This is a genomic window from Corallococcus silvisoli (assembly GCF_009909145.1).
Classification (GTDB): domain Bacteria; phylum Myxococcota; class Myxococcia; order Myxococcales; family Myxococcaceae; genus Corallococcus; species Corallococcus silvisoli.
Genome location: NZ_JAAAPJ010000011.1, coordinates 135,784 through 154,097 on the forward strand (window position 1 = coordinate 135,784; position 18,314 = coordinate 154,097).

Sequence of the window (18,314 nt, forward strand, 5' to 3'; positions counted from 1 at the left end):
CCGCGCCTCACGCGGGGCGCGCCAGGGACGCCCACGCCTCCAGGCGCCGGTCCAACGCGGTGAGGGCCCACAGGTCCGCCGCGTTGCCCGGCGTCACGGCGGCCAGGTCTCGCTGGACGAACTCGCGGGCCTTCACCTCGCCCCACTCGGACAGGATGCGCAGGGCCATCAGCGACGGCTTGCGCGCCACCAACCGCAGCAGCACGTCCGCCACGCGCGGGCTGCGCTCCGCGTCCGCCAGCCGCTGCACCGCTTCGTGACGGGCCTCCGGCGTGGAGTCCTCCGCCTCCAGGGGCGCGGCCAGCTCCTCGAAACGCGCCGCGTCCAGCAGCGCCATGGGGCCCCTGCTCTCCCAGTGCTCCACCGTCACCGTGGTGCGCCCCTTCGCCACGCACTCGCGGCGGATGCCGTCCCCCCGGAGCACGTCCAGCACGCGCTCTGGCGCGGGCGTTCCCCCCTCCACCGTGCGCAGCGCGCGCTGCGCCAGCATGGGGGACAGGCCCAGCAGGTGCGTGCGCAGCACCGTGGCCTCCACCGCGCTGGGGCTGGCCCCGGCCGGCACCCGGTCCCACTTGAGGAACACCTCCGCCATGCCCCGCTCGCGCACGTACCAGCGGTACTCCAGCCACACCGCCCCACCCCGCCCCGCGAAGCGCGCATCCGAAGGCTCATGGAGGCGGGGCGCGCCCTCCCGCGTGCCGGAGAAACAACGGTCCAACAGCTTCTGGGCGTCTTGAAGTCGCATGGTCGGCGGGCGGCCATTGTAGGAGGCCCCGTCAGGTTCCTCCATCGCCGCACGTTCGTGTTATCAACACACTAAGACACAAGGAGGCTCGGGATGGGGACGCGGTCTAGGCGGTTCACGTTCTTCTGGCGCGAAGACTCACCGTTCTCACAGTGGCACCCCACCCTGTTCGAGGTGGAGGGCGTCCGCTACACGTGCGCGGAGCAGTACATGATGGCGGGCAAGGCGCGCCTGTTCGGGGACACGCGCGTGCTGGAGCAGGTGCTGCGCGCCGCCACGCCGAAGCAACACAAGGCGCTGGGCCGCAAGGTGAGCCCGTTCGACGCGGGGCTCTGGGAGCGCGAGCGCGAGCGCATCGTCTACGAGGGCAACCACGCGAAGTTCACCCAGCACCGCGACCTGCTGGACGCGCTGCTCGCCACGGCGGGGACGGAGCTGGTGGAGGCCAGTCCGCTGGACCGCATCTGGGGCGTGGGCCTGGGCGTGGAGGATCCACGCATCCAGGACCCCACCCGCTGGCGGGGGTTGAACCTGCTGGGCCAGGTGCTCACCCGGCTGCGCGAGGACCTGCTCGCGCGGGGGCACGGGCCCGTCAGAACTTGAAGTTCGCGGACTGGTCCGGCACGCCGTTGAAGTCCAGGTGGAGCGTGGCGTGGTCGCCATGGCCCTTCTCGCTCCACTCCTGTCGCAGCGTGGACAGGTCGAACGCCAGGACCTTGTAGACCAGCGCCTTGCACCGGTCGTTGTTCGCGTCATGCAGCAGGGTCAGCTCCGCGCGCGGCTCGCCCGCCGCTGTCTGGGTGAAGCGCCCGTCCCACGCGAGGCCGTAGCGGTGCTCCTTGCAGCCGCCGCCGTGGCGGACGTGGAGCGTCAGGACGTGGCCCTTCACGCTCTGGGACTCGACGACGAGCCGGTCGCGGGGCGCGGGCGTCTCCGTGATTTCCAGCGGCAGCACGACGTCCGCCTCCTGGCGCTCCGCCTCCCCGGCGGGCGAGGAGGCCTGCTGCTCCGGGGGCGTCACGGGGGTGGGCGGTGCCTCCTGCTCCGCGCTCGCGGCCGGCTCCTGCGCTTCCCCCTTGCGCGCCGCGTTCGAGCCCGCGCACCCGAGCAGCAGCCCGCAGATGATTCCACTCCAGACGAGCAGTCGCATGTTCCTCCAGGGGCCCTCGCGGGCCGGTTGGCGTCACGCTCCGTCCACCGGAAGGCTACCGGTGGTGCAGCGCCGCATCGTACGCGGCCCGCGTCAACTCCGCGGTGCGGGCCCAGGTGAACCTCGCGGCCTGGCGCAGGCCCGCTTCGCTCAGCGCCCGGCGCTCGCCCGGCGACCGCAGCAGCCGGTCGATGACCGCCGCCAGCCCCTCCGCGTCGTCCGGGTCCACCGCGGGCGCGGCCTCACCGCACACCTCCGGCAGCGAGCCCGCGGTGGACACCACCGTGGGCGTGCCCAGGCGCATGGCCTCCAGGGGCGGCAGGCCGAAGCCCTCGTAGCGCGAGGGGAAGACGAACAGCGCCGCGCGGCGCATCAGCGCGTAGAAGATGGCGGGGGTCTGGTAGCCCAGGGTCCGCACGTCCAGCCCCTCCGAGCGCAGCCGCGCGATGCGCGTCTCCACCATGCCGGAGCCGTACCAGCTCTGCCCCACCAGCACGAGCGTGAAGGGCCGGCCGCGCGCGCGCAGCCGCTCCTGCGCGTCCAGCACCAGGGACACGTTCTTGCGCACGTCGAGCGAGCCCGCGTACAGCACGTAGTCCTTGGGCAGGCTCAACGCGGCGAGGAAGTCCTCGCCCGCGGCGTCCAGCGTGCCAGCGTTCACGTGGTCCACGCCATTGGGCACCACCACGGCGCGAGGCTCCACCTGGGGGAAGCGGCGCAGCAGGTCCTGGCGCGTGCGTTCGCTGACGCACAACAGGCGGTCCGCGAGCATCAGGCTGCGCGCGAGCCACAGCCGGAACTGCCAGCGGAACGCGGTGGACACCGTGTCCGGCATGTCCAGGGGCACCAGGTCGTGCACGGTGAGCACGTACGCGGTGCCGGGCGTCCTGCGCAGGGGCAGGTTGAAGTTGCCGAGCGCGTGGTAGACGGCCGGCGACGAGTCCTTCAGCCGCTTCGGCAGCGTGGCCAGCGTCCACGCCGTCCGCTTCTGGACGCCCCGCGGGTGTTCGCCGGAGCTGCGCGCGCCCATCCGGTCCAGGCGGACGCCCTGGGCCTCAAGGGCCTCCGCGAGGCAGCGGGTATACAGGCCGATGCCGGTGGTGGGCTCGTCCCAGAGGGTGGCGTCGAGGGCGATGGGTCCAGGGGTCGACACGGGCCGCCTCATACCATGCCCCTGTGGTACACACGGCCCCGCATGGCGGTCCACCAGTTGATCCCGAGCTTCGGCCCCGGTGATGCCTCCGGTCAGGCCGCGCTGCACCTGCAACTCCTGCTGCGCCGCATGGGGCACGCGGGGGACATCTACGCCGAGGAGGTCGGCGGAGGACTGGAGGGCCTTGCCCGCCACGTCTTCACGCTGCGTCCCAAGCCAGACGACCTGGTCCTGTACCACCACGGCATCGCGTCCCCGCTGAGCGGGCGGCTGATGCACCTGGAGTGCAAGAAGGGCGTGGTGTTCCACAACATCAGCCCCGCGCGCTTCTACCGGGGCACGCCGCTGGAGCACGCGCTGGTAGCGGGCCGCGCGCAGGTCGCGGCGATGGCGCCCTTCCTGGACGTGTCCATCGGGGACTCGGACTTCAACTGCGCGGAGCTGCGCGTCGCGGGCCACCGCAACGTGCACACCGTGCAGCTCTTCATCGAACCGGAGCGCTTCGCCGCGTCGGGCGCGGATCCGAAGAAGCTCGCGGAGCTGTCCGGGCCCGGCCCCACCCTGGTGTCGGTGAGCCGGGTGATGCCGCACAAGCGCTTCGAGGATCTGCTCGCGCTGCACCGGGAGCTCCTGCGGATCCGCCCCCAGGCGCGGCTGCTGCTCGTGGGCGGCTACGAGCCGGGCAGCCGCTACTTCAAGCTGCTCCAGCGCGAGATGAAGGACCTGCGCGGGGTGCACTTCCTGGGGCGCCTGTCGCACCCGGAGCTGGTGGCCGTGTACCGCTCCGCGTCCGTGTTCGTCTCCATGAGCGAACACGAGGGCTTCAGCGTCCCCATCATCGAGGCCATGGCGTCGCAGGTGCCGGTGCTCGCGTACGCGGCGGCGGCGGTGCCGGAGACGATGGGCGGCGCGGGCATCGGGTTCGACCAGAAGCGCTACGCGTTCCTCGCGGAGCTGGCGGTGGACCTGACCGAGGACCGGGAGCTGCGCCGCTCCGTGCTCGAAGGACAGGCGCGACGGCTCCAGCACTTCTCCCCCACCGCCGCGCAGGTGTCGCTGGCGCGCGCGCTCCAGGGCGTGGTGGCCCCGCCGCCCCGTCCTCGCAAGGCCCCGGCGAAGCGGCCGCGCGTGGCGCTGGTGGTGCAGCGCTACGGAGAGGTGACGGGCGGTGCGGAGAGCCACGCCGCGCAGGTGGCCGAACACCTGGCGCCCCACTGGGACGTCACGGTGCTGACGACCTGCGCGAAGAACCACCTGACGTGGGAGAACGCCTTCCCTCCCGGCGAGGACCGGGTGGGCCGGACGAAGGTGCTGCGCTTCCCGGTGACGCGCACGCGCAACATCCACGCCTTCAACGGCCTGTCACGGCAGGTGTTCGACCGGGCCAACGAACGGCTGCGCGAGGAGCAGTGGGTGGCCGAGCAGGGGCCGCTGAGCCCCGGGCTCATCGAGCACCTGGCCGCCACGCAGGACGCATACGACGGGTATCTCTTCTTCACGTATCTCTACGCGCCCACGGTGTGGGGGCTGCCGCTGGTGGCGGACCGCGCGATGCTGGTGCCCACCGCGCATGACGAGCCGCCCATCCGCTTCGGCGTCTACGGGGACGTGTTCAACCGCCCCCGCGTGTTGATGTGCAACACGCCGGAGGAGATCACCATGCTGGAGCGCTTCCACCCGGAGCACGCGCGGGCGCGGGTGGTGGGCGTGGGCGTGGAGGCGCTGCCAGCGGTGCCGGACCGCTTCCGGGCGAAGTACGGCGTGCACGGCCGCTACCTGCTCTACGTGGGCCGGCTGGAGCCGGGCAAGGGCGTGCCGGACCTGCTGACGTTCCACCGCAAGCTGCGCGCGGGCTACCAGGATGCTCCGGAGCTGGTGCTCGCGGGCGAAGCACACATGGACGTGAGCGGCGAGGGCGTGCGGCACGTGGGGCGCATCTCCGAACAGGACAAGCACGACGCGCTGGCCGGAGCGCTGGCGGTGGTGGTGCCGTCGAAGTTCGAGAGCCTGTCGCTCCTGACGCTGGAGGCGTTCGCGCAGGGGACGCCGGTGTTGGTGAACGGGCACTCGGACGTACTGGTGGGACAGGTGGAGCGCAGCGGCGCGGGCCGGGTGTACCGGGGGCTGGCGTCGTTCATCGAAGGGCTGCGCGAGGTGGGCGAGGCCCGGGACGCGATGGGCCAGCGGGCCCGCATCTACGCGCAGCGGCACACGTGGCCCCAGGTGGTCGCGGCGTACCGGGAAGAAATGGCGCGCATCGTCGAGGAGACACACCGATGAAGCTGCTCGGACGGGACATTCCCACGGGGGCCCTGGTGGCCCGCATCGAGGAGCGGCTGCGCGTGCGCGGCCTGCCCACGTCGGAGGCGGCGCAGGTGCCGGACGACGGCGTGGAGCCGCGCGTGGATCCGCTGTCGTTCAACATGCACGCGCTGGAGGACAATGCGGACACGACGCGCGCCCTGCCGCTGCACACGCACCGAGGGGGGGCGGGCCGGGTGGTGCTGCTGGCCAAGTGGGCCTTCCGCAAGTCGTGCCAGGTGTTGATCAACGAGACCCTGGGCAGGCAGCGCGTGTTCAACGGGCTGGTGCGCGACTCGTACGCCCAGCTCTCCGCGGAGGTCCTGAGGCTGCGCCGAGAGGTCGACATGCTGAGGGCCCAGGCCGCGCGCGCACCGCAGGTCGAAGCCCCCCGGCCGCCCAAGCTCGCCCCAGACACCGGCTCCGAGCGTCCGCCGAAGCCGCCGCCGCACGGGGAGCACGCCCGTCCTCCCAAGCCGCCCCCCGATATCGATTACGGACGGCCTCAGAAGCCGCCGCACGGGGAGCACGCCCGTCCTCCCAAGCCGCCCCCCGCTATCGACTCCGGACGGCCTCCGAAGCCGCCGCACGGCGAGCACACCCGTCCGCCCGAGGCCGGACCGGGTCGCTCCCGCCCAGGAGACAAGGCCCGAAAGCAGGCCCGTGCCTCCTCTCCCGAGCCGGGGCAACAGGCTGCCTCGCGAAGCCCCGTGCACTCCACGCCGCCACGGTCCGTCGCTGCTCGCGGAACCCCCGCGCCCACCTCCCGTCCGTCAGGGCGAGCCCCGCGTGAGCCCACCGCATCCGCGCCCCGCCCGTCGAAGCCTCCTCGCGCGCCCCTGGAGCAGACGCCTCGCCCGGAGGGGGGCGCGGCCCCAGCCGCTTCGCGCCGCTCCCGTGCGAAGCGGGGCGGCGCGAAGAAGCCCTGACGACGAAGCGCGCCCCCGTCAGGGGAAGCGATAGACCGTCACGTAGCCGTCCTGGTGCACCAACACGCCCCCCAGCTCGTCCTCGATGAACCGGTGACGGATGGGGTGGAAGAGGTGCGTCACGTACCACTTGAAGTGGTGCTCCTTCAGGTAGCGCCGCATCTCCTCGCGCTCCTGCGGAGAGACGGTGCCGAACGCGTTGCGCATCCCTTCCGCCGCGCGAATCAGCCGCGAGTCCACCATCGCTGACTCGCGCACCGGCAGCCGGGACAGCCGCGCGAAGGACACCGGCTTGCCGTGGTAGATCTGCTCCCACTGCCCCTGGACGTTGTCCGTCAGCACCGCCGCGGGCATCGGCGCGTCGCGAATCTCGTCGAACACCTGCGGCAACCGAGGCACCGGGGGGACCGGCATCAGGAGGCCCCGGTACTCCACGTTCGGCACCAGCGCCACCGCGAGCGCCACCGCCACGCCCAGCCGCGCATCCCGCCGGGACGCCCACGCGCCCGCATGCGCCGCCGCGAACGCCACCAGCACCGCCAACGCCAGGAACGTGAGCAGCACGAAGCGCATCGGCATGCCGCCCCGTGAGAACAGCGGCACCACCTGCTTGAACACCACGTACGGCATCGGGATCTGGACCTTGAGGGGCACGTTGAACGCCGTCAGCGGCTCCGACAGCGCCAGCCAGATCGACACCGCCATCAGCAGCAACACGTCCCGCCGCCACACCCGCTCACGCCAGGCCGGCATCAGCGCCACGGCCACGAAGAGGGCGATGAGCAGCACCACCGGCGACACCCGGTCCTCCATGCCGATGTTGAGCACCGTGCCCATCGACAGCACGGCGAACCCCAGCCCCAGCCCCAACCACCGGCGCCCGTCCGGGACTCCGCGCCACAGCGCGAAGACGGCCAGCAGCGGCGTCACCCACCCCACGAAGGTCCCGGACTCCTCCGCGTTGCCAGACATCTTCGCGCGCAGGAGATCCTGGGCGAAGGCGCGGGCCTTCTCGGGCACCTCCGTCATCCACGCCGAGCGCGTATCCGGAATGAAGAACGCATACAGGTCCGTGAAGTAGTCGGAGTCGCCGTGGTGGATCTGCAGCGGGGCGGGAAAGGCATGGAGCAGCAGCGGCACCATGGGCGGCACGCACGCGAGCCCCGCGGCCACCCCCGCCACCACCGCGCGCCGCACGACCGGATCCTTCCACGTGTCCACGGAGAACAGCGGCCCCCGCTTCCACCGCTCCGCCACCACCCACAGCAGCGAGAAGAGCGCGATGTAGACGAGGTAGTAGTAGTCACACAGCAGCACGTACAGCGCGCACAGCGCCAGCCCCACCAGCCACTTGCGCTTGCCCTCGTCCAACCAACGGAAGAAGCAGAGCAGGTACAGCGGCAGCCCCTCCAGCGCGGAGAGGTTCAGGTGCGCGATGGCGTGGTCCAGGTGGTAGCGCGAGAAGTTGAACACGCACGCGCCCGCCAGCGCCGCCGCCGCCGAAAGCCACGGCCCGTGGCCCGCGCGCTCCAGCAGGTAGCGCAGCAGCAGCCACGACGTGTACCCCGTCAGCACGAACGAGCCGAACAGCACGACGTTGTACGCCGTCTCCACCGGCATCCACGGCAGCAGCACGACCCCCCAGAGCGTCTTCGCGGGCGCGAGCGTGTGCCAGTACAGCTCCGCCCCCAGCGGCCAGTGCAGCAGCGGCGCGAAGAACGGATTCTGCGGCTGCACCCAGAGCGCCTGGCGCATCCACCACAGGTGCCACATGTTCATGTAGACGTCTTCGCGCCCGCCCAGGACGAAGCCCTTCAGGTGCGACAGCAAGGGCCAGGTGTGGAACACCGACAGCGCGAAGAACGCGAGCAGCACCAGCGGGTGGAGCACCCGCCGCATCAAGGGGGACATAGGGCGCGGAGGGGACTCAGAGGGGCCGTTCGGCGGCCATCAGCATGTTGTCGCCCAGGTTGAACGGGATGGACCAGTTGGACGGCACGCCCCGCCGCATCAACTCCAGCACCGGCGCCGCGGGCGTGAAGCTCGCGCCCACCTTCCGCAGCAGGTAGTCCGCGGAGATGATGTGCGTGTACGTCCGGACGTCCGAGACGTGGAAGCCCACCTCCTCCAGCAGCATCGCCAGGGTGCGGCGGCCGAAATAGAACAGGTGCATGTCCATCAGCCACGGCCACTGCCCGCCCAGCACGCGCGCCAGCAGGCTGCCCGCGTCGATGGTGGACAGGTAGATGCGGCCACCGGGGCGCACCAGCTTCAGCGCCGCCTTCAGCTCCTCGCGCGGATCCGCGAAGTGCTCCACCACGTCCCACAGCGTCACCACGTCGTACTGGAGCCCCCTCGCCGCCAGCTCCTTCAGGGGCACCCCATGCACGGTGAAGCCCAGGCTCCGCGCGTTGCCGGCCGCCCAGCGCGACAGCTCCAGCCCCTCCGGGCGGAAGCCCGCCTCGCGCGCCACATCCAGGAAGTAGCCACAGTAGGCGCCCACATCCAGCAGCGTGCGCCCCTGGGCGGGCCCCAGCTCGCGCAGCACGCGGCGGAAGGTGTGGTAGCGGTTGTCCTTCTCCGCGACGTAGAGCGGATCCTCCACGTCCTGGTACGCTTGGAGCAGCGCGTCCGGGGCCTGGATGGGCCACTGGAACATCATCCCGCAGTCCTCGCAGCCCCAGATGGGCGGGTGGCTCCGGTGGCCAAAGGACGTGCAGTTGTAGGCCGCCGCCCCCTCGGGTTGGGCGCCGCCCCGCGCCCGGTGCCGCAGCCGCAGGCGCCCTCCCTTGCACAGATAGCAGGCGTCCGGCACGGGGGTGAGGTGGGGTTCGGCGGCGCGCCGGGCTGCGTTGTCCATCATGGCGGCGCACCGTAGCCCCAAGGGCCCACCGCCTCAACACGTCGGAAGGGACAAGCCCGGCCAATGGCGTCCATCGCGCCATGGCCCTGCCGGACCGTCTGCCCCCTTGCTTTCCGGGCGGCACGCCGCGAAATAGGCCCCCCTTTGGAATCGTTGCTCCAGGTTCACTTCCCCTGAAGTCCTGTCACATGCGCGCACTGAACGACCCCGCCTCCGCCCCTCCCTCCACCCTGCACCTGGGCCTGCCGGGATTCTCCTTCGAAGACCTGTACCGCCCCAGCGGCCTGCGCCGGCTGGCGGAGCGCTTCGACGCGCAGCTCCAGAGCGACGCCCCCGACCTGTTCCAGGCCTTCGACGCCTATCGCAAGTCCGGCGGCACCGCGCCGTCCGGACCAGCGGAGTCCGACCTGCTCATCCAGGTGGCCCGCCACGTCTCGCGCTTCGTCGCCACCCTGTTCGGCGTCGGCACGGAGTCCGAGCGGCTGGCCCGCCACCTGCGCGGCGAGCTGCCCCTCTTCGACTTCAAGCGTGAGTTCATCACGCGCCGCGTCTTCAAGAAGGGCGCGCAGGACCGTCCCGCGCTGGCCGAGTTCCCGTCGCTGGACGGGCGCATGCGCCTGCTGATGCAGCTGGGCTTCCCGGACGCGCTCACCCACGGCGACCTGGAGCGGGGGCTGGCGGAGTCCATCCTGACGCTGCTCGACATCGAGCGGCTCTACTCCGGCAACCTGCCCCCCGCGCACCAGGACCGCGCCCCCGCCCTGCGCGAGCGCTGGGCCGCCCTGCGCGCCGCGCTGACCGCGGCCCCCGAAGGCGCGGACGCGTTCGGCTCCAGCCTGGTGACGAAGGGCGACGACGCGGCCGAGCTCCAGGCCGTGCGCGCGCTCATCTCCCTGGCGGACCGGTGGACGTACGCCCGGGCCCTGCACCCGGAGACCAAGGCGCTCTTCCACACCTGGCCCACGCTGCGGCTGCCCAAGCCCCTGGTGTTCGACCAGTTGGTGCAGCTGCAGCGCCCGGACGCGCAGCTGGAGGAGAAGACGGAGGGCCTGGAGCACCACCTGCGCCACCGCGACGGCTTCAAGCTGACCGACCGCCGGGGCACGCCTCGCGACGTGATGAACGAGGTGGACTACTGCGTCATCTGCCACGAGCGGCAGAAGGACTCCTGCAGCAAGGGCTTCCCCGCGAAGGACCCGGTGGCGGAGGGGCACTCGTTCAAGAAGAACCCCCTGGGCATCCCGCTCACCGGCTGTCCGCTGGACGAGCGCATCTCGGAGGCGCACGCGCTCAAGCGCGAAGGGGACTCCGTGGCGGCGCTGGCCATGGTGACGCTGGACAACCCCATGTGCCCGGGCACCGGCCACCGCATCTGCAACGACTGCATGAAGGCCTGCATCTTCCAGAAGCAGGAGCCGGTGAACATCCCGCTGGCGGAGACGGCCACCCTCACCGACGTGCTGGAGCTGCCCTGGGGCTTTGAAATCTACGGCCTGCTCACCCGCTGGAACCCGCTCAACATCCGCCGCCCGTACGCCCTGCCCTACGTGGGTCGCAACGTGATGGTGGTGGGCCTGGGCCCCGCCGGCTACACGCTGTCGCACTACCTGCTCAACGAAGGCTTCGCCGTCACCGGCGTGGACGGCCTCAAGATCGAGCCCTTCCCCGACGAGCTGGTGGGCCGCAACGGCCACGCGCTTTCGCCCATCCGCGACTGGCGCGCGCTCACGCGGGAGCTGGACGAGCGCGTGCTGGAGGGCTTCGGCGGCGTGTCCGAGTACGGAATCACCGTGCGCTGGGACAAGAACTTCCTCACGCTCATCCACCTGACGCTCGCGCGCCGCGAGGGCCTGCGCATCTACGGCGGCATCCGCTTCGGCGGCACGCTGACCCTCGACGACGCCTGGGCCCTGGGCTTCGACCACGTGGCCATCGCCGCGGGCGCGGGCCGCCCCACCATCATCGGGATGAAGAACAACCTCATCCGGGGCATCCGCAAGGCGTCCGACTTCCTGATGGCGCTCCAGCTCACGGGCGCCTTCAAGCGCGACTCGCTGGCGAACCTCCAGGTGCAGCTGCCCGCCATCGTCATCGGCGGTGGCCTCACCGGCATCGACACCGCCACGGAGCTGATGGCGTACTACCCGGTGCAGGTGGAGAAGACGCTGGAGCGCCACGAGAAGCTGGTGGCGGACCTGGGCGAGGCGGCCGTCGTCGCGCGCCTGGACGCCGAGGAGCGCGCCACCTATCAGACCTTCCTGGAGCACGGCCGCGCCGTCCGCGAGGAGCGCCAGAAGGCCCAGGTGGAGGGCCGCTCGCCGGACTTCATCCACCTGGTGCGCGCCTGGGGCGGCGTGAGCCTGGTGTACCGCCGCGGCCTCACCGAGTCCCCCGCCTACCGCCTCAACCACGAGGAGGTCTCCAAGGCGCTGGAGGAGGGCATCCGCTTCATTGAACGGATGAGCCCCACGGAGGCGCTGCCGGACGACACCGGCGCGGTGCGCGCCATCCGCTTCGAGCGCATGGTGACGGTGGACGGCAAGCTCAAGGGCAGCGGCCAGTTCTTCGAGCTGCCGGCGAAGACGGTGTGCGTGGCCGCGGGCACGTCCCCCAACGTCACCTACGAGAAGGAGTACCCGGGCACCTTCCAGCTCGACGAGGCGAAGGAGTACTTCCAGGGCCACGCCCTGGTGGAGGGCGACGCGGGCTTCACGCTCCAGCCGGTGGAGGCGCAGGAGGACCCCGAGGCGAAGGTGGGCTTCTTCACGTCCTATCAGCAGGACGGCCGCTTCGTGTCCTTCTACGGCGACAACCACCCGACCTACGCGGGCAACGTGGTGAAGGCCATGGCCAGCGCGAAGGACGGCCACCCGGAGGTGGCGCGCCTGTTCGCGAAGGAGGTGGCCGCCATGGACTTCCTGGACACGGCCGCCCAGGCGTCACGCGAGGCCGGGCGCGCCTCCCACTTCGCGAAGCTGGACGAGGCCTTCCTCGCCACGGTCGTCGCGGTGAACCGGCTGACGCCGACCATCGTGGAGGTGGTGGTGCGCGCGCCCTTCGCCGCGAGCCACTTCTCCCCCGGCCAGTTCTACCGGCTCCAGAACTTCGAGCGGAACGCGCCCGTCGTGGACGGCGTGCGCCTGACCATGGAGGGCCTGGCCCTCACCGGCGCGTGGGTGGACAAGGAGAAGGGCCTCATGGGCACCATCGTGCTGGAGATGGGCTCCTCCTCCCGCCTGTGCGCCGCGCTCAAGCCCGGCGAGCCGGTGGTGCTGATGGGCCCCACGGGCGCGCCCACGGAGATCGGCCACAACGAGACGGTGGTGCTGGCGGGCGGAGGCCTGGGCAACGCGGTGCTCTTCTCCATCGCGCGCTCGCTCAAGGCCGCGGGCTGCCGCGTCGTGTACTTCGCCGGCTACCGGCTGAAGTCGGACTCGTTCAAGCAGGACGAGATTGAGGCCGGCACCGACCAGGTCATCTGGTCCGTGGACTCCGGGGAGCTGTTGGACGTGCGCCGTCCGCAGGACACGGCGTTCCGGGGCAACGTGGTGCAGGCGATGGTGGCCTACGCGGAGGGCAAGCTGGGCGTCGCGCCGGTCATCTCCCTGAGCGAGGTGGACCGCATCATCGCCATCGGCTCGGACCGGATGATGCGCGCGGTGGCCGAGGCGCGGCACGGCGTGCTCCAGCCGTTCCTCAAGCCCGGACACGAGGCCATCGGGTCCATCAACTCGCCCATGCAGTGCATGATGAAGGAGATCTGCGCCCAGTGCCTCCAGCGGCACGTGGACCCGGTCACCGGAAAGGAGACCTGGGTCTTCTCCTGCTACAACCAGGACCAGCGGCTGGACCACGTGGACTTCGTCAACTTGAACCAGCGCCTGCGCGGCAACACGGTGCTGGAGAAGGTGGGCGACACCTTCCTCGCGCAGCTGCTGAAGAAGGCCCCGCAGCTCAAGCGCGTCTAGGTCAGCGCCGCACGCCCGCGAAGGCCTTGAGCATGTCCTGGTAGTTCTTCGTCAGGTCGGCTTCGCGGGTGAGCACCACGTCCACGTTGGCGTCGCCGAAGTCACGGCGCGCCTCCGGGAGCTTCTGGAAGGCCTCCACCTGGCGCCGCATGGACTCCACCTGCGGCGCCAGCTCCTGCTGCTGCTCCACGGGCATGCGCGACTGGAGCGCCTCCAGCTTCTTGAGCTCCTCCTCGTACTGGAGCGTGCGCCCCATCTGCCGCTGGCTGATGACGGCGGTGACGACCTCCGCGATGCGGTTGACCTCCTCCGTGGACAGCCCCGCCGCCTTGCGCGCGTCCGCCTCCGCCTGGGCCTTGCGCTCAATCAGCTTGAGGCCCGAGCGCGCCGCCTCCAGCGCCTGGGGCGTGCCCGCGTCCATCAGCGGCCCCATGTCCTGCAGGCCCCGCATCAGCGACCCGTAGACCTCCAGCATCTTGCGCTGGTAGCCCACGTACGCATCCAGCTTGGCCTTCGTCACGGAGAAGGGTCCGGCCGCGTCGCCGTCTCCCGCCGCCCCACCCTCCAGGCGGGCGACCGTCTCCCCTACCTCGCTGCCCTCCTCCGGGGTGCCCTCCGTCGGTTCCTTGCGACACGAGGAGAGGGCCAGGACGACGGCCAGACACCACCACGGCTTGCGCATGCCACCTCCACTGAACGCCACCGGCATGAGGGCAGTGTATGCTCCAGCAGGCCCCCGCGAGCGGCGGTTCCCGAACGCCTCCCATGGGCAGGCTGTTCCGGGCACTGAACATTCGCCTCATTACCTTTGACCAACCGGGCCACGGTCATGTACGAACCGCGGTCTTGTCGCGACCGGTGGAGGGACTTTGAGGATTTTCCTGGTAAGGCACGGCGATGCGGACGCGGAGATCCCTGACGGTCTCGGCGACGAGGCGCGCGCGCTGACCGCGAAGGCCCGCGCGAACGTCGCCCTGCACTTCGCGGCGCTGTCGGAGCGCATGGGGCCCATCAGCCTCATCCTCACCAGCCCGCTGGTGCGCACGGTGCAAACCGCGCAGATCCTCTCCTACTCCACGAAGCATGAAGGCCTCCTGCGCGTTCACCGCTGCCTGCTGCCGGACATGCCGGTGGGCGCGGTGGAGCCCGTGCTCAAGGAGTACTCCGACGAGAACCTCGTCCTGGTCGGCCACCAGCCCTCCATGGGCGCGCTGGCGGCGCACCTCTTGGGGATGCAGTCGTTCCCCAAGCCGGTGAACCCGGGCACGGTCATCGCCATGGAGTGGCCGGACACGCCCACCAGCACGGCGGACCAGGTGCCCGGCGAGAAGGGGGAGAATCCCCCGGCCCAGCACCTGAAGTTCCTGTTCTACGCCGCCCCGGGCCAGCAGGTCCTCGACGTCATCCAGTGACGTCCCCGGGAGCGCGGCCATGATGGATGAAGCCCGCTACAACCCGCTCGTCGCCGCCGCCTTCAAGCGCATCCTGGCGGCGGCGGACGCCTTCGACCCGGACGTGATGGAGGCCGACGCCACCGGCGACATGGTGACGCTCACGGCCCAGTCCCGGGAGAAGTGCATCATCAACACCCAGCGCGCCGTGCGGCAGCTCTGGGTGGCCGGCCAGGGCCAGGGCATCCACTTCGACTACGACGAAGCCACGCGCACCTGGAAGGACGACAAGGGGCGCGGGCTGGAGCTGTTCGCCTTCGTCGCGGGCGTGGTGAAGCACCTCACCGGCCAGGACCTCGTCTACCCGTCCTGAAGCCGCGCCCCGCGCACGGCAAGGAGGCCCGTGGAAGTCCCACGAGCCCCCCGGCTCGGAGCGGGAAGCCGCTCAGACCTTCATCACTTCCTGTTCCTTGGCGGCGAGCAGCGTGTCCACCTGCTTGATGCCGGCGTCCGTCTTGTCCTGGACGTCCTTGGTGAGGCGCTTGAGGTCGTCCTCGGTGATCTTCTTGTCCTTCTGCTGAGTCTTGAGGGCCTCGTTCGCGTCGCGGCGGATGTTGCGGATGGCGACCTTGTGCTCCTCGCCCTTCGCCTTCACCTGCTTCACGATGTCCTTGCGGCGCTCCTCCGTGAGCGGCGGGAAGGGCAGGCGGATCATCTCGCCGTCGTTCATCGGGTTGATGCCCAGGTTGGCTTCACGCAGGGCCTTCTCGATGTCCTTCAGCACGCCCTTGTCCCAGGGCTTGATGGTGATGAGGCGGGGCTCCGGCGCGTTGATGCTGGCCACGCCCGCCAGCGGCGTCGGCGTTCCGTACTGGTCCACCTTGATGCCGTCCAGGATGGCGGTGCTCGCACGGCCGGTGCGCACCTTGGCCAGCTCCCGCTTGAGGTCGTCCAGTGACTTGTCGATACGGCTCTTCAGTTCCGCGGCGGCGTCAGCCATTGCAGTCTCCTCCAGAAAGGGGGGTTGTCGCAGTCCTGCTCGGGGTTCAGGCCCAGACGGTCTCGGAGGCACCCACGACGGTGCCGAACTCGCCCTGGCCCATGACGGCGCGCTGGATGTTCCCGCGCGTTCCCAGGTCGAACACGATGATGGGCAGCTTGTTGTCCATGCACAGCGAGATGGCCGTGGAGTCCATCACGTTGAGGTTCTGCTTGAGGACGTCCATGTACGTGAGCGTCCGGTAGCGCCTCGCGGCCGGGTCCTTCTTCGGGTCCGCGTTGTAGACGCCGTCCACCTTGGTCGCCTTGAGGATGACCTGCGCGTTGATCTCCATCGCGCGCAGCGACGCGGCCGTGTCGGTGGTGAAGTACGGGTTGCCCGTGCCCGCCGCGAAGATGACCACGCGGCCCTTCTCCAGGTGGCGCACCGCGCGCCGGCGGATGTAGGGCTCGGCGATCTGCTCCATCTTGATGGCGGACTGCACGCGCGTCTTCAGGCCCTGCTTCTCCAGCGAGTCCTGCAACGCCATGGAGTTGATGCAGGTGGCCAGCATGCCCATGTAGTCCGCGCTCGCGCGGTCCATGCCTTCGGTGGCGCCGGCCACGCCGCGGAAGATGTTGCCTCCGCCAATGACGACGGCCAGCTCGATGCCCGCCCGCGACAGCTCCGCGATTTCTTCCGCGATGCGCGTGAGGGTGGGCGGGTGGATGCCGTACTTCCCCTCGCCCATCAGGGCTTCGCCCGACAGTTTGAGGAGGATGCGCTTGTAGGGAGAGGTGGATTCGGACATACGCGTCCGCTTCTATCCCCCGCCCCGCGCCCAAGCAACGACGGAAGTCGTGACGCGCGCCGCACCGTCAGGTGCAGGGCGTCCGGGGGGCGCGGAGGGTCCTGGAATACCAAGGGCCGCGCTCCCAGCGCCCTTCCCCGTGAGGAAGGGCTCCAGGCACGCGGCCCCAGGTGACGGCGCGAAGCCGTGCGACGCGCGGGTTGCTTACGCCTGGCCCAGCGTCTTGGCGACCTCGGCGGCCAGGTCGTCCTTCTTCTTCTCGATGCCCTCGCCCACTTCGTAGCGGACGAAGCGGCGCACGGAGATCTTCTCGCCAATCTTGGCGGCGCGCTCGTTGATCATCTCGCCGACCTTCTTCTTGTCGTCCTTCACCCAGAGCTGATCCACCAGGCAGACGCCCTCGTAGTACTTCTCCATCTTGCCCACGAGGATCTTCTCCAGCATCGCCTCCGGCTTGCCCTGCTGCTTGAGCAGCTCGCGCTGGATCTCCTTCTCCTTGTCCATCGCGTCGGAGGGGACCTCCTCACGGCGGACGAACTTGGGGTTGGCCGCGGCGACCTGCATGGCCACGTCCTTCACCAGCTCCTGGAAGTCCGGGTTGCGGGCGACGAAGTCCGTCTCGCAGTTGACCTCCACGATGACGCCGATGCGGCCACCGTGGACGTAGGTGCCGACGATGCCCTCGGCGGCGACGCGGCCCGCCTTGCCCTCGGCCTTGGAGATGCCCTTCTTGCGCAGCCACTCCTCGGCCTTGGCGAAGTCGCCGCCGGACTCGGCCAGCGCCTTCTTGCAGTCCATCATGCCGGCGTTGGTCCGCTCGCGGAGGTCCTTCACCATCTGGGCAGTGATTTCAGCCATGTCGTGTCTCTTTCTTCGTCTGCTCCGAGCCCGGCGGCGTGCGCAGGGGGCGGAGGCCTGAGTTCAAAGGGGGGGAAACGCTGGAACGAAAAAACGGAGACGGCCGGACAGCGGGCCTTGGAAGGTGCCGCCCGGCCGACTCCGGAAGCTGCTGGGGAACGCGAAGGGACGGGCGGTTACTCCGCCGACGTGCCCTCGCCACCCTCGGGCGCCTGCTCGGTGGCGACGGGGGCGGCGGAGGCGCCCTTCATCTCCACGAGGGGCCCACGGCGCTCGCCGCCGCGGTCACCACCGCCCCGGCGGTCATCGCGGTCGCGGCGGTCATTGCGGCGCGGCCCACGGCGGTCGTCGCGGTCGCGGCGGTCGTCACGGCCCTCGCGCTCCTCCTGCTCGTCGCGCTCGGCGGCGCCGGACGCACGGTAGCGCGCCGCGCCCTCGAGGCACGCGTCCGCGATCTTCGACGTGAAGAGCTTGATGGAGCGGATGGCGTCGTCGTTGCCCGGGATGACGAAGTCGATGCCGTCCGGATCGCAGTTCGTGTCCACCAGGCCAATCACCGGGATGCCCAGGCGGGTGGCCTCGTGGATGGCGATGTGCTCCTTCTTCGGGTCGATGACGAAGACGCAGCGGGGCAGCTTCGCCATGTCCTTCACGCCGCCCAGGTTCTTCTCCAGCTTCTCGCGCTCGCGGTCGAGCTGGGCGACTTCCTTCTTGGGCAGGCGCTCGAAGGTGCCGTCCTCGGCCATCTTCTCCAGCGTCTTGAGGCGGTCGATGCCCTGCTTGATGGTCTTGAAGTTCGTCAGCGTGCCACCCAGCCAGCGGCTGGTGACGTAGAACTGACCGGCGCGGGCGGCCTCCTCGTGGATGACGTCCTGCGCCTGCTTCTTGGTGCCGACGAAGAGCACCGACCCGCCGCGGGCCGTGATGTCCGCCACGAAGCGGAAGGCCGCGCGGGCCATCGCCACGGTCTTCTGCAGGTCGATGATGTAGATGCCGTTGCGGGCGCCGAAGATGTACGGCTTCATCTTCGGGTTCCAGCGCTTGGTCTGGTGGCCGAAGTGAACGCCGGCCTCGAGGAGCTGGCGCATCGTGATGCCGCTGGCGGCGGCCATCGCCTGGGCCTGGGTCTGCGTATCCTGCTGGCTATCCATGGTGCGTGTACCTTC

General features: G+C 70.4%; 16 protein-coding genes. 6 read left to right on the forward strand and 10 right to left on the reverse strand.

Annotated elements, in window-relative coordinates:
* Positions 1 to 7: 7 nt before the first annotated feature.
* Entirely contained in the window at positions 8 to 745 is a 738-nt protein-coding gene (locus GTY96_RS22475; RefSeq protein ID WP_235685781.1) for a hypothetical protein, read from the reverse strand.
* Between the two features lie 93 nt (positions 746 to 838).
* Between GTY96_RS22475 and GTY96_RS22480 the strand changes: the two genes are divergently transcribed.
* Positions 839 to 1,348: an NADAR family protein gene (locus GTY96_RS22480; RefSeq protein WP_143906870.1), complete on the forward strand. Its 510-nt coding sequence runs from the start codon at positions 839 to 841 to the stop codon at positions 1,346 to 1,348.
* Here GTY96_RS22480 and GTY96_RS22485 read toward each other — a convergent pair.
* Positions 1,338 to 1,895 carry a flagellar basal body L-ring protein FlgH gene (locus tag GTY96_RS22485; RefSeq protein ID WP_161665738.1) on the reverse strand — a complete coding sequence of 186 codons (558 nt, stop codon included), beginning with the start codon at positions 1,893 to 1,895 and terminating at the stop codon, positions 1,338 to 1,340. The two genes, GTY96_RS22480 and GTY96_RS22485, sit on opposite strands and share 11 nt — an antisense overlap.
* 55 nt (positions 1,896 to 1,950) lie before the next feature.
* Positions 1,951 to 3,060, reverse strand: coding sequence for a glycosyltransferase family 4 protein (locus tag GTY96_RS22490; protein ID WP_161665739.1), 1,110 nt, complete (start codon positions 3,058 to 3,060; stop codon positions 1,951 to 1,953).
* 30 nt (positions 3,061 to 3,090) lie between these two features.
* Here GTY96_RS22490 and GTY96_RS22495 point away from each other — a divergent pair, with 30 nt between their 5' ends.
* Positions 3,091 to 5,328, forward strand: coding sequence for a glycosyltransferase family 4 protein (locus GTY96_RS22495; protein WP_161665867.1), 2,238 nt, complete (start codon positions 3,091 to 3,093; stop codon positions 5,326 to 5,328).
* The gene (locus GTY96_RS37775) at positions 5,325 to 6,278 is read left to right on the forward strand and encodes a hypothetical protein (protein ID WP_235685782.1); all 954 of its coding nucleotides are present in this window, start codon (positions 5,325 to 5,327) and stop codon (positions 6,276 to 6,278) included. The genes GTY96_RS22495 and GTY96_RS37775 overlap by 4 nt, the downstream gene beginning before the upstream one ends.
* An 18-nt stretch (positions 6,279 to 6,296) precedes the next feature.
* Here GTY96_RS37775 and GTY96_RS22505 read toward each other — a convergent pair whose 3' ends face one another.
* Together GTY96_RS22505 and GTY96_RS22510 are read right to left on the reverse strand one after the other, a co-directional pair.
* Complete coding sequence (locus GTY96_RS22505) at positions 6,297 to 8,189, reverse strand: hypothetical protein (RefSeq protein ID WP_161665740.1); 1,893 nt, start codon at positions 8,187 to 8,189, stop codon at positions 6,297 to 6,299.
* A 16-nt stretch (positions 8,190 to 8,205) separates the two neighbouring features.
* Entirely contained in the window at positions 8,206 to 9,141 is a 936-nt protein-coding gene (locus GTY96_RS22510; RefSeq protein ID WP_235685783.1) for a class I SAM-dependent methyltransferase, read from the reverse strand.
* A 188-nt stretch (positions 9,142 to 9,329) separates the two neighbouring features.
* On the opposite strand from GTY96_RS22510, the gene GTY96_RS22515 reads away from it, so the two are divergent.
* Positions 9,330 to 13,109 carry an FAD-dependent oxidoreductase gene (locus GTY96_RS22515; RefSeq protein WP_161665741.1) on the forward strand — a complete coding sequence of 1,260 codons (3,780 nt, stop codon included), beginning with the start codon at positions 9,330 to 9,332 and terminating at the stop codon, positions 13,107 to 13,109.
* A gap of 1 nt (position 13,110) precedes the next feature.
* Here GTY96_RS22515 and GTY96_RS22520 read toward each other — a convergent pair whose 3' ends face one another.
* Positions 13,111 to 13,791, reverse strand: coding sequence for a hypothetical protein (locus GTY96_RS22520; protein WP_143906860.1), 681 nt, complete (start codon positions 13,789 to 13,791; stop codon positions 13,111 to 13,113).
* Positions 13,792 to 13,978: 187 nt separating this feature from the next.
* Here GTY96_RS22520 and GTY96_RS22525 point away from each other — a divergent pair, with 187 nt between their 5' ends.
* Both GTY96_RS22525 and cyaY read left to right on the forward strand, forming a co-directional pair.
* A complete protein-coding gene (locus GTY96_RS22525) occupies positions 13,979 to 14,521 on the forward strand; it encodes a SixA phosphatase family protein (protein WP_143906858.1) in 543 nt (180 codons plus the stop codon).
* Positions 14,522 to 14,540: 19 nt separating this feature from the next.
* Positions 14,541 to 14,873, forward strand: coding sequence for an iron donor protein CyaY (cyaY, locus tag GTY96_RS22530; RefSeq protein ID WP_143906856.1), 333 nt, complete (start codon positions 14,541 to 14,543; stop codon positions 14,871 to 14,873).
* A gap of 72 nt (positions 14,874 to 14,945) precedes the next feature.
* Here the strand turns inward: cyaY and frr are convergent, their stop codons facing one another.
* The 4 genes from frr to rpsB all read right to left on the reverse strand — a co-directional run bounded on the left by frr (position 14,946) and on the right by rpsB (position 18,299).
* Positions 14,946 to 15,500, reverse strand: coding sequence for a ribosome recycling factor (gene frr, locus GTY96_RS22535; protein ID WP_143906853.1), 555 nt, complete (start codon positions 15,498 to 15,500; stop codon positions 14,946 to 14,948).
* Positions 15,501 to 15,546: 46 nt separating this feature from the next.
* The gene (pyrH, locus tag GTY96_RS22540) at positions 15,547 to 16,290 is read right to left on the reverse strand and encodes a UMP kinase (RefSeq protein WP_143906851.1); all 744 of its coding nucleotides are present in this window, start codon (positions 16,288 to 16,290) and stop codon (positions 15,547 to 15,549) included.
* A 204-nt stretch (positions 16,291 to 16,494) separates the two neighbouring features.
* Positions 16,495 to 17,148 carry a translation elongation factor Ts gene (tsf, locus tag GTY96_RS22545; RefSeq protein ID WP_143906849.1) on the reverse strand — a complete coding sequence of 218 codons (654 nt, stop codon included), beginning with the start codon at positions 17,146 to 17,148 and terminating at the stop codon, positions 16,495 to 16,497.
* Positions 17,149 to 17,324: 176 nt separating this feature from the next.
* Complete coding sequence (gene rpsB, locus GTY96_RS22550; protein ID WP_143906847.1) at positions 17,325 to 18,299, reverse strand: 30S ribosomal protein S2; 975 nt, start codon at positions 18,297 to 18,299, stop codon at positions 17,325 to 17,327.
* Positions 18,300 to 18,314 lie beyond the last annotated feature (15 nt).

Coding starts and splice junctions, on each gene's coding strand:
- GTY96_RS22475 (WP_235685781.1), bottom strand. CDS start 745: ATGCGACTTCAAGACGCCCAGAAGCTGTTGGACCGTTGTTTCTCCGGC.
- GTY96_RS22480 (WP_143906870.1), top strand. CDS start 839: ATGGGGACGCGGTCTAGGCGGTTCACGTTCTTCTGGCGCGAAGACTCA.
- GTY96_RS22485 (WP_161665738.1), bottom strand. CDS start 1,895: ATGCGACTGCTCGTCTGGAGTGGAATCATCTGCGGGCTGCTGCTCGGG.
- GTY96_RS22490 (WP_161665739.1), bottom strand. CDS start 3,060: ATGAGGCGGCCCGTGTCGACCCCTGGACCCATCGCCCTCGACGCCACC.
- GTY96_RS22495 (WP_161665867.1), top strand. CDS start 3,091: ATGGCGGTCCACCAGTTGATCCCGAGCTTCGGCCCCGGTGATGCCTCC.
- GTY96_RS37775 (WP_235685782.1), top strand. CDS start 5,325: ATGAAGCTGCTCGGACGGGACATTCCCACGGGGGCCCTGGTGGCCCGC.
- GTY96_RS22505 (WP_161665740.1), bottom strand. CDS start 8,189: ATGTCCCCCTTGATGCGGCGGGTGCTCCACCCGCTGGTGCTGCTCGCG.
- GTY96_RS22510 (WP_235685783.1), bottom strand. CDS start 9,141: ATGATGGACAACGCAGCCCGGCGCGCCGCCGAACCCCACCTCACCCCC.
- GTY96_RS22515 (WP_161665741.1), top strand. CDS start 9,330: ATGCGCGCACTGAACGACCCCGCCTCCGCCCCTCCCTCCACCCTGCAC.
- GTY96_RS22520 (WP_143906860.1), bottom strand. CDS start 13,791: ATGCGCAAGCCGTGGTGGTGTCTGGCCGTCGTCCTGGCCCTCTCCTCG.
- cyaY (WP_143906856.1), top strand. CDS start 14,541: ATGATGGATGAAGCCCGCTACAACCCGCTCGTCGCCGCCGCCTTCAAG.
- frr (WP_143906853.1), bottom strand. CDS start 15,500: ATGGCTGACGCCGCCGCGGAACTGAAGAGCCGTATCGACAAGTCACTG.
- pyrH (WP_143906851.1), bottom strand. CDS start 16,290: ATGTCCGAATCCACCTCTCCCTACAAGCGCATCCTCCTCAAACTGTCG.
- tsf (WP_143906849.1), bottom strand. CDS start 17,148: ATGGCTGAAATCACTGCCCAGATGGTGAAGGACCTCCGCGAGCGGACC.
- rpsB (WP_143906847.1), bottom strand. CDS start 18,299: ATGGATAGCCAGCAGGATACGCAGACCCAGGCCCAGGCGATGGCCGCC.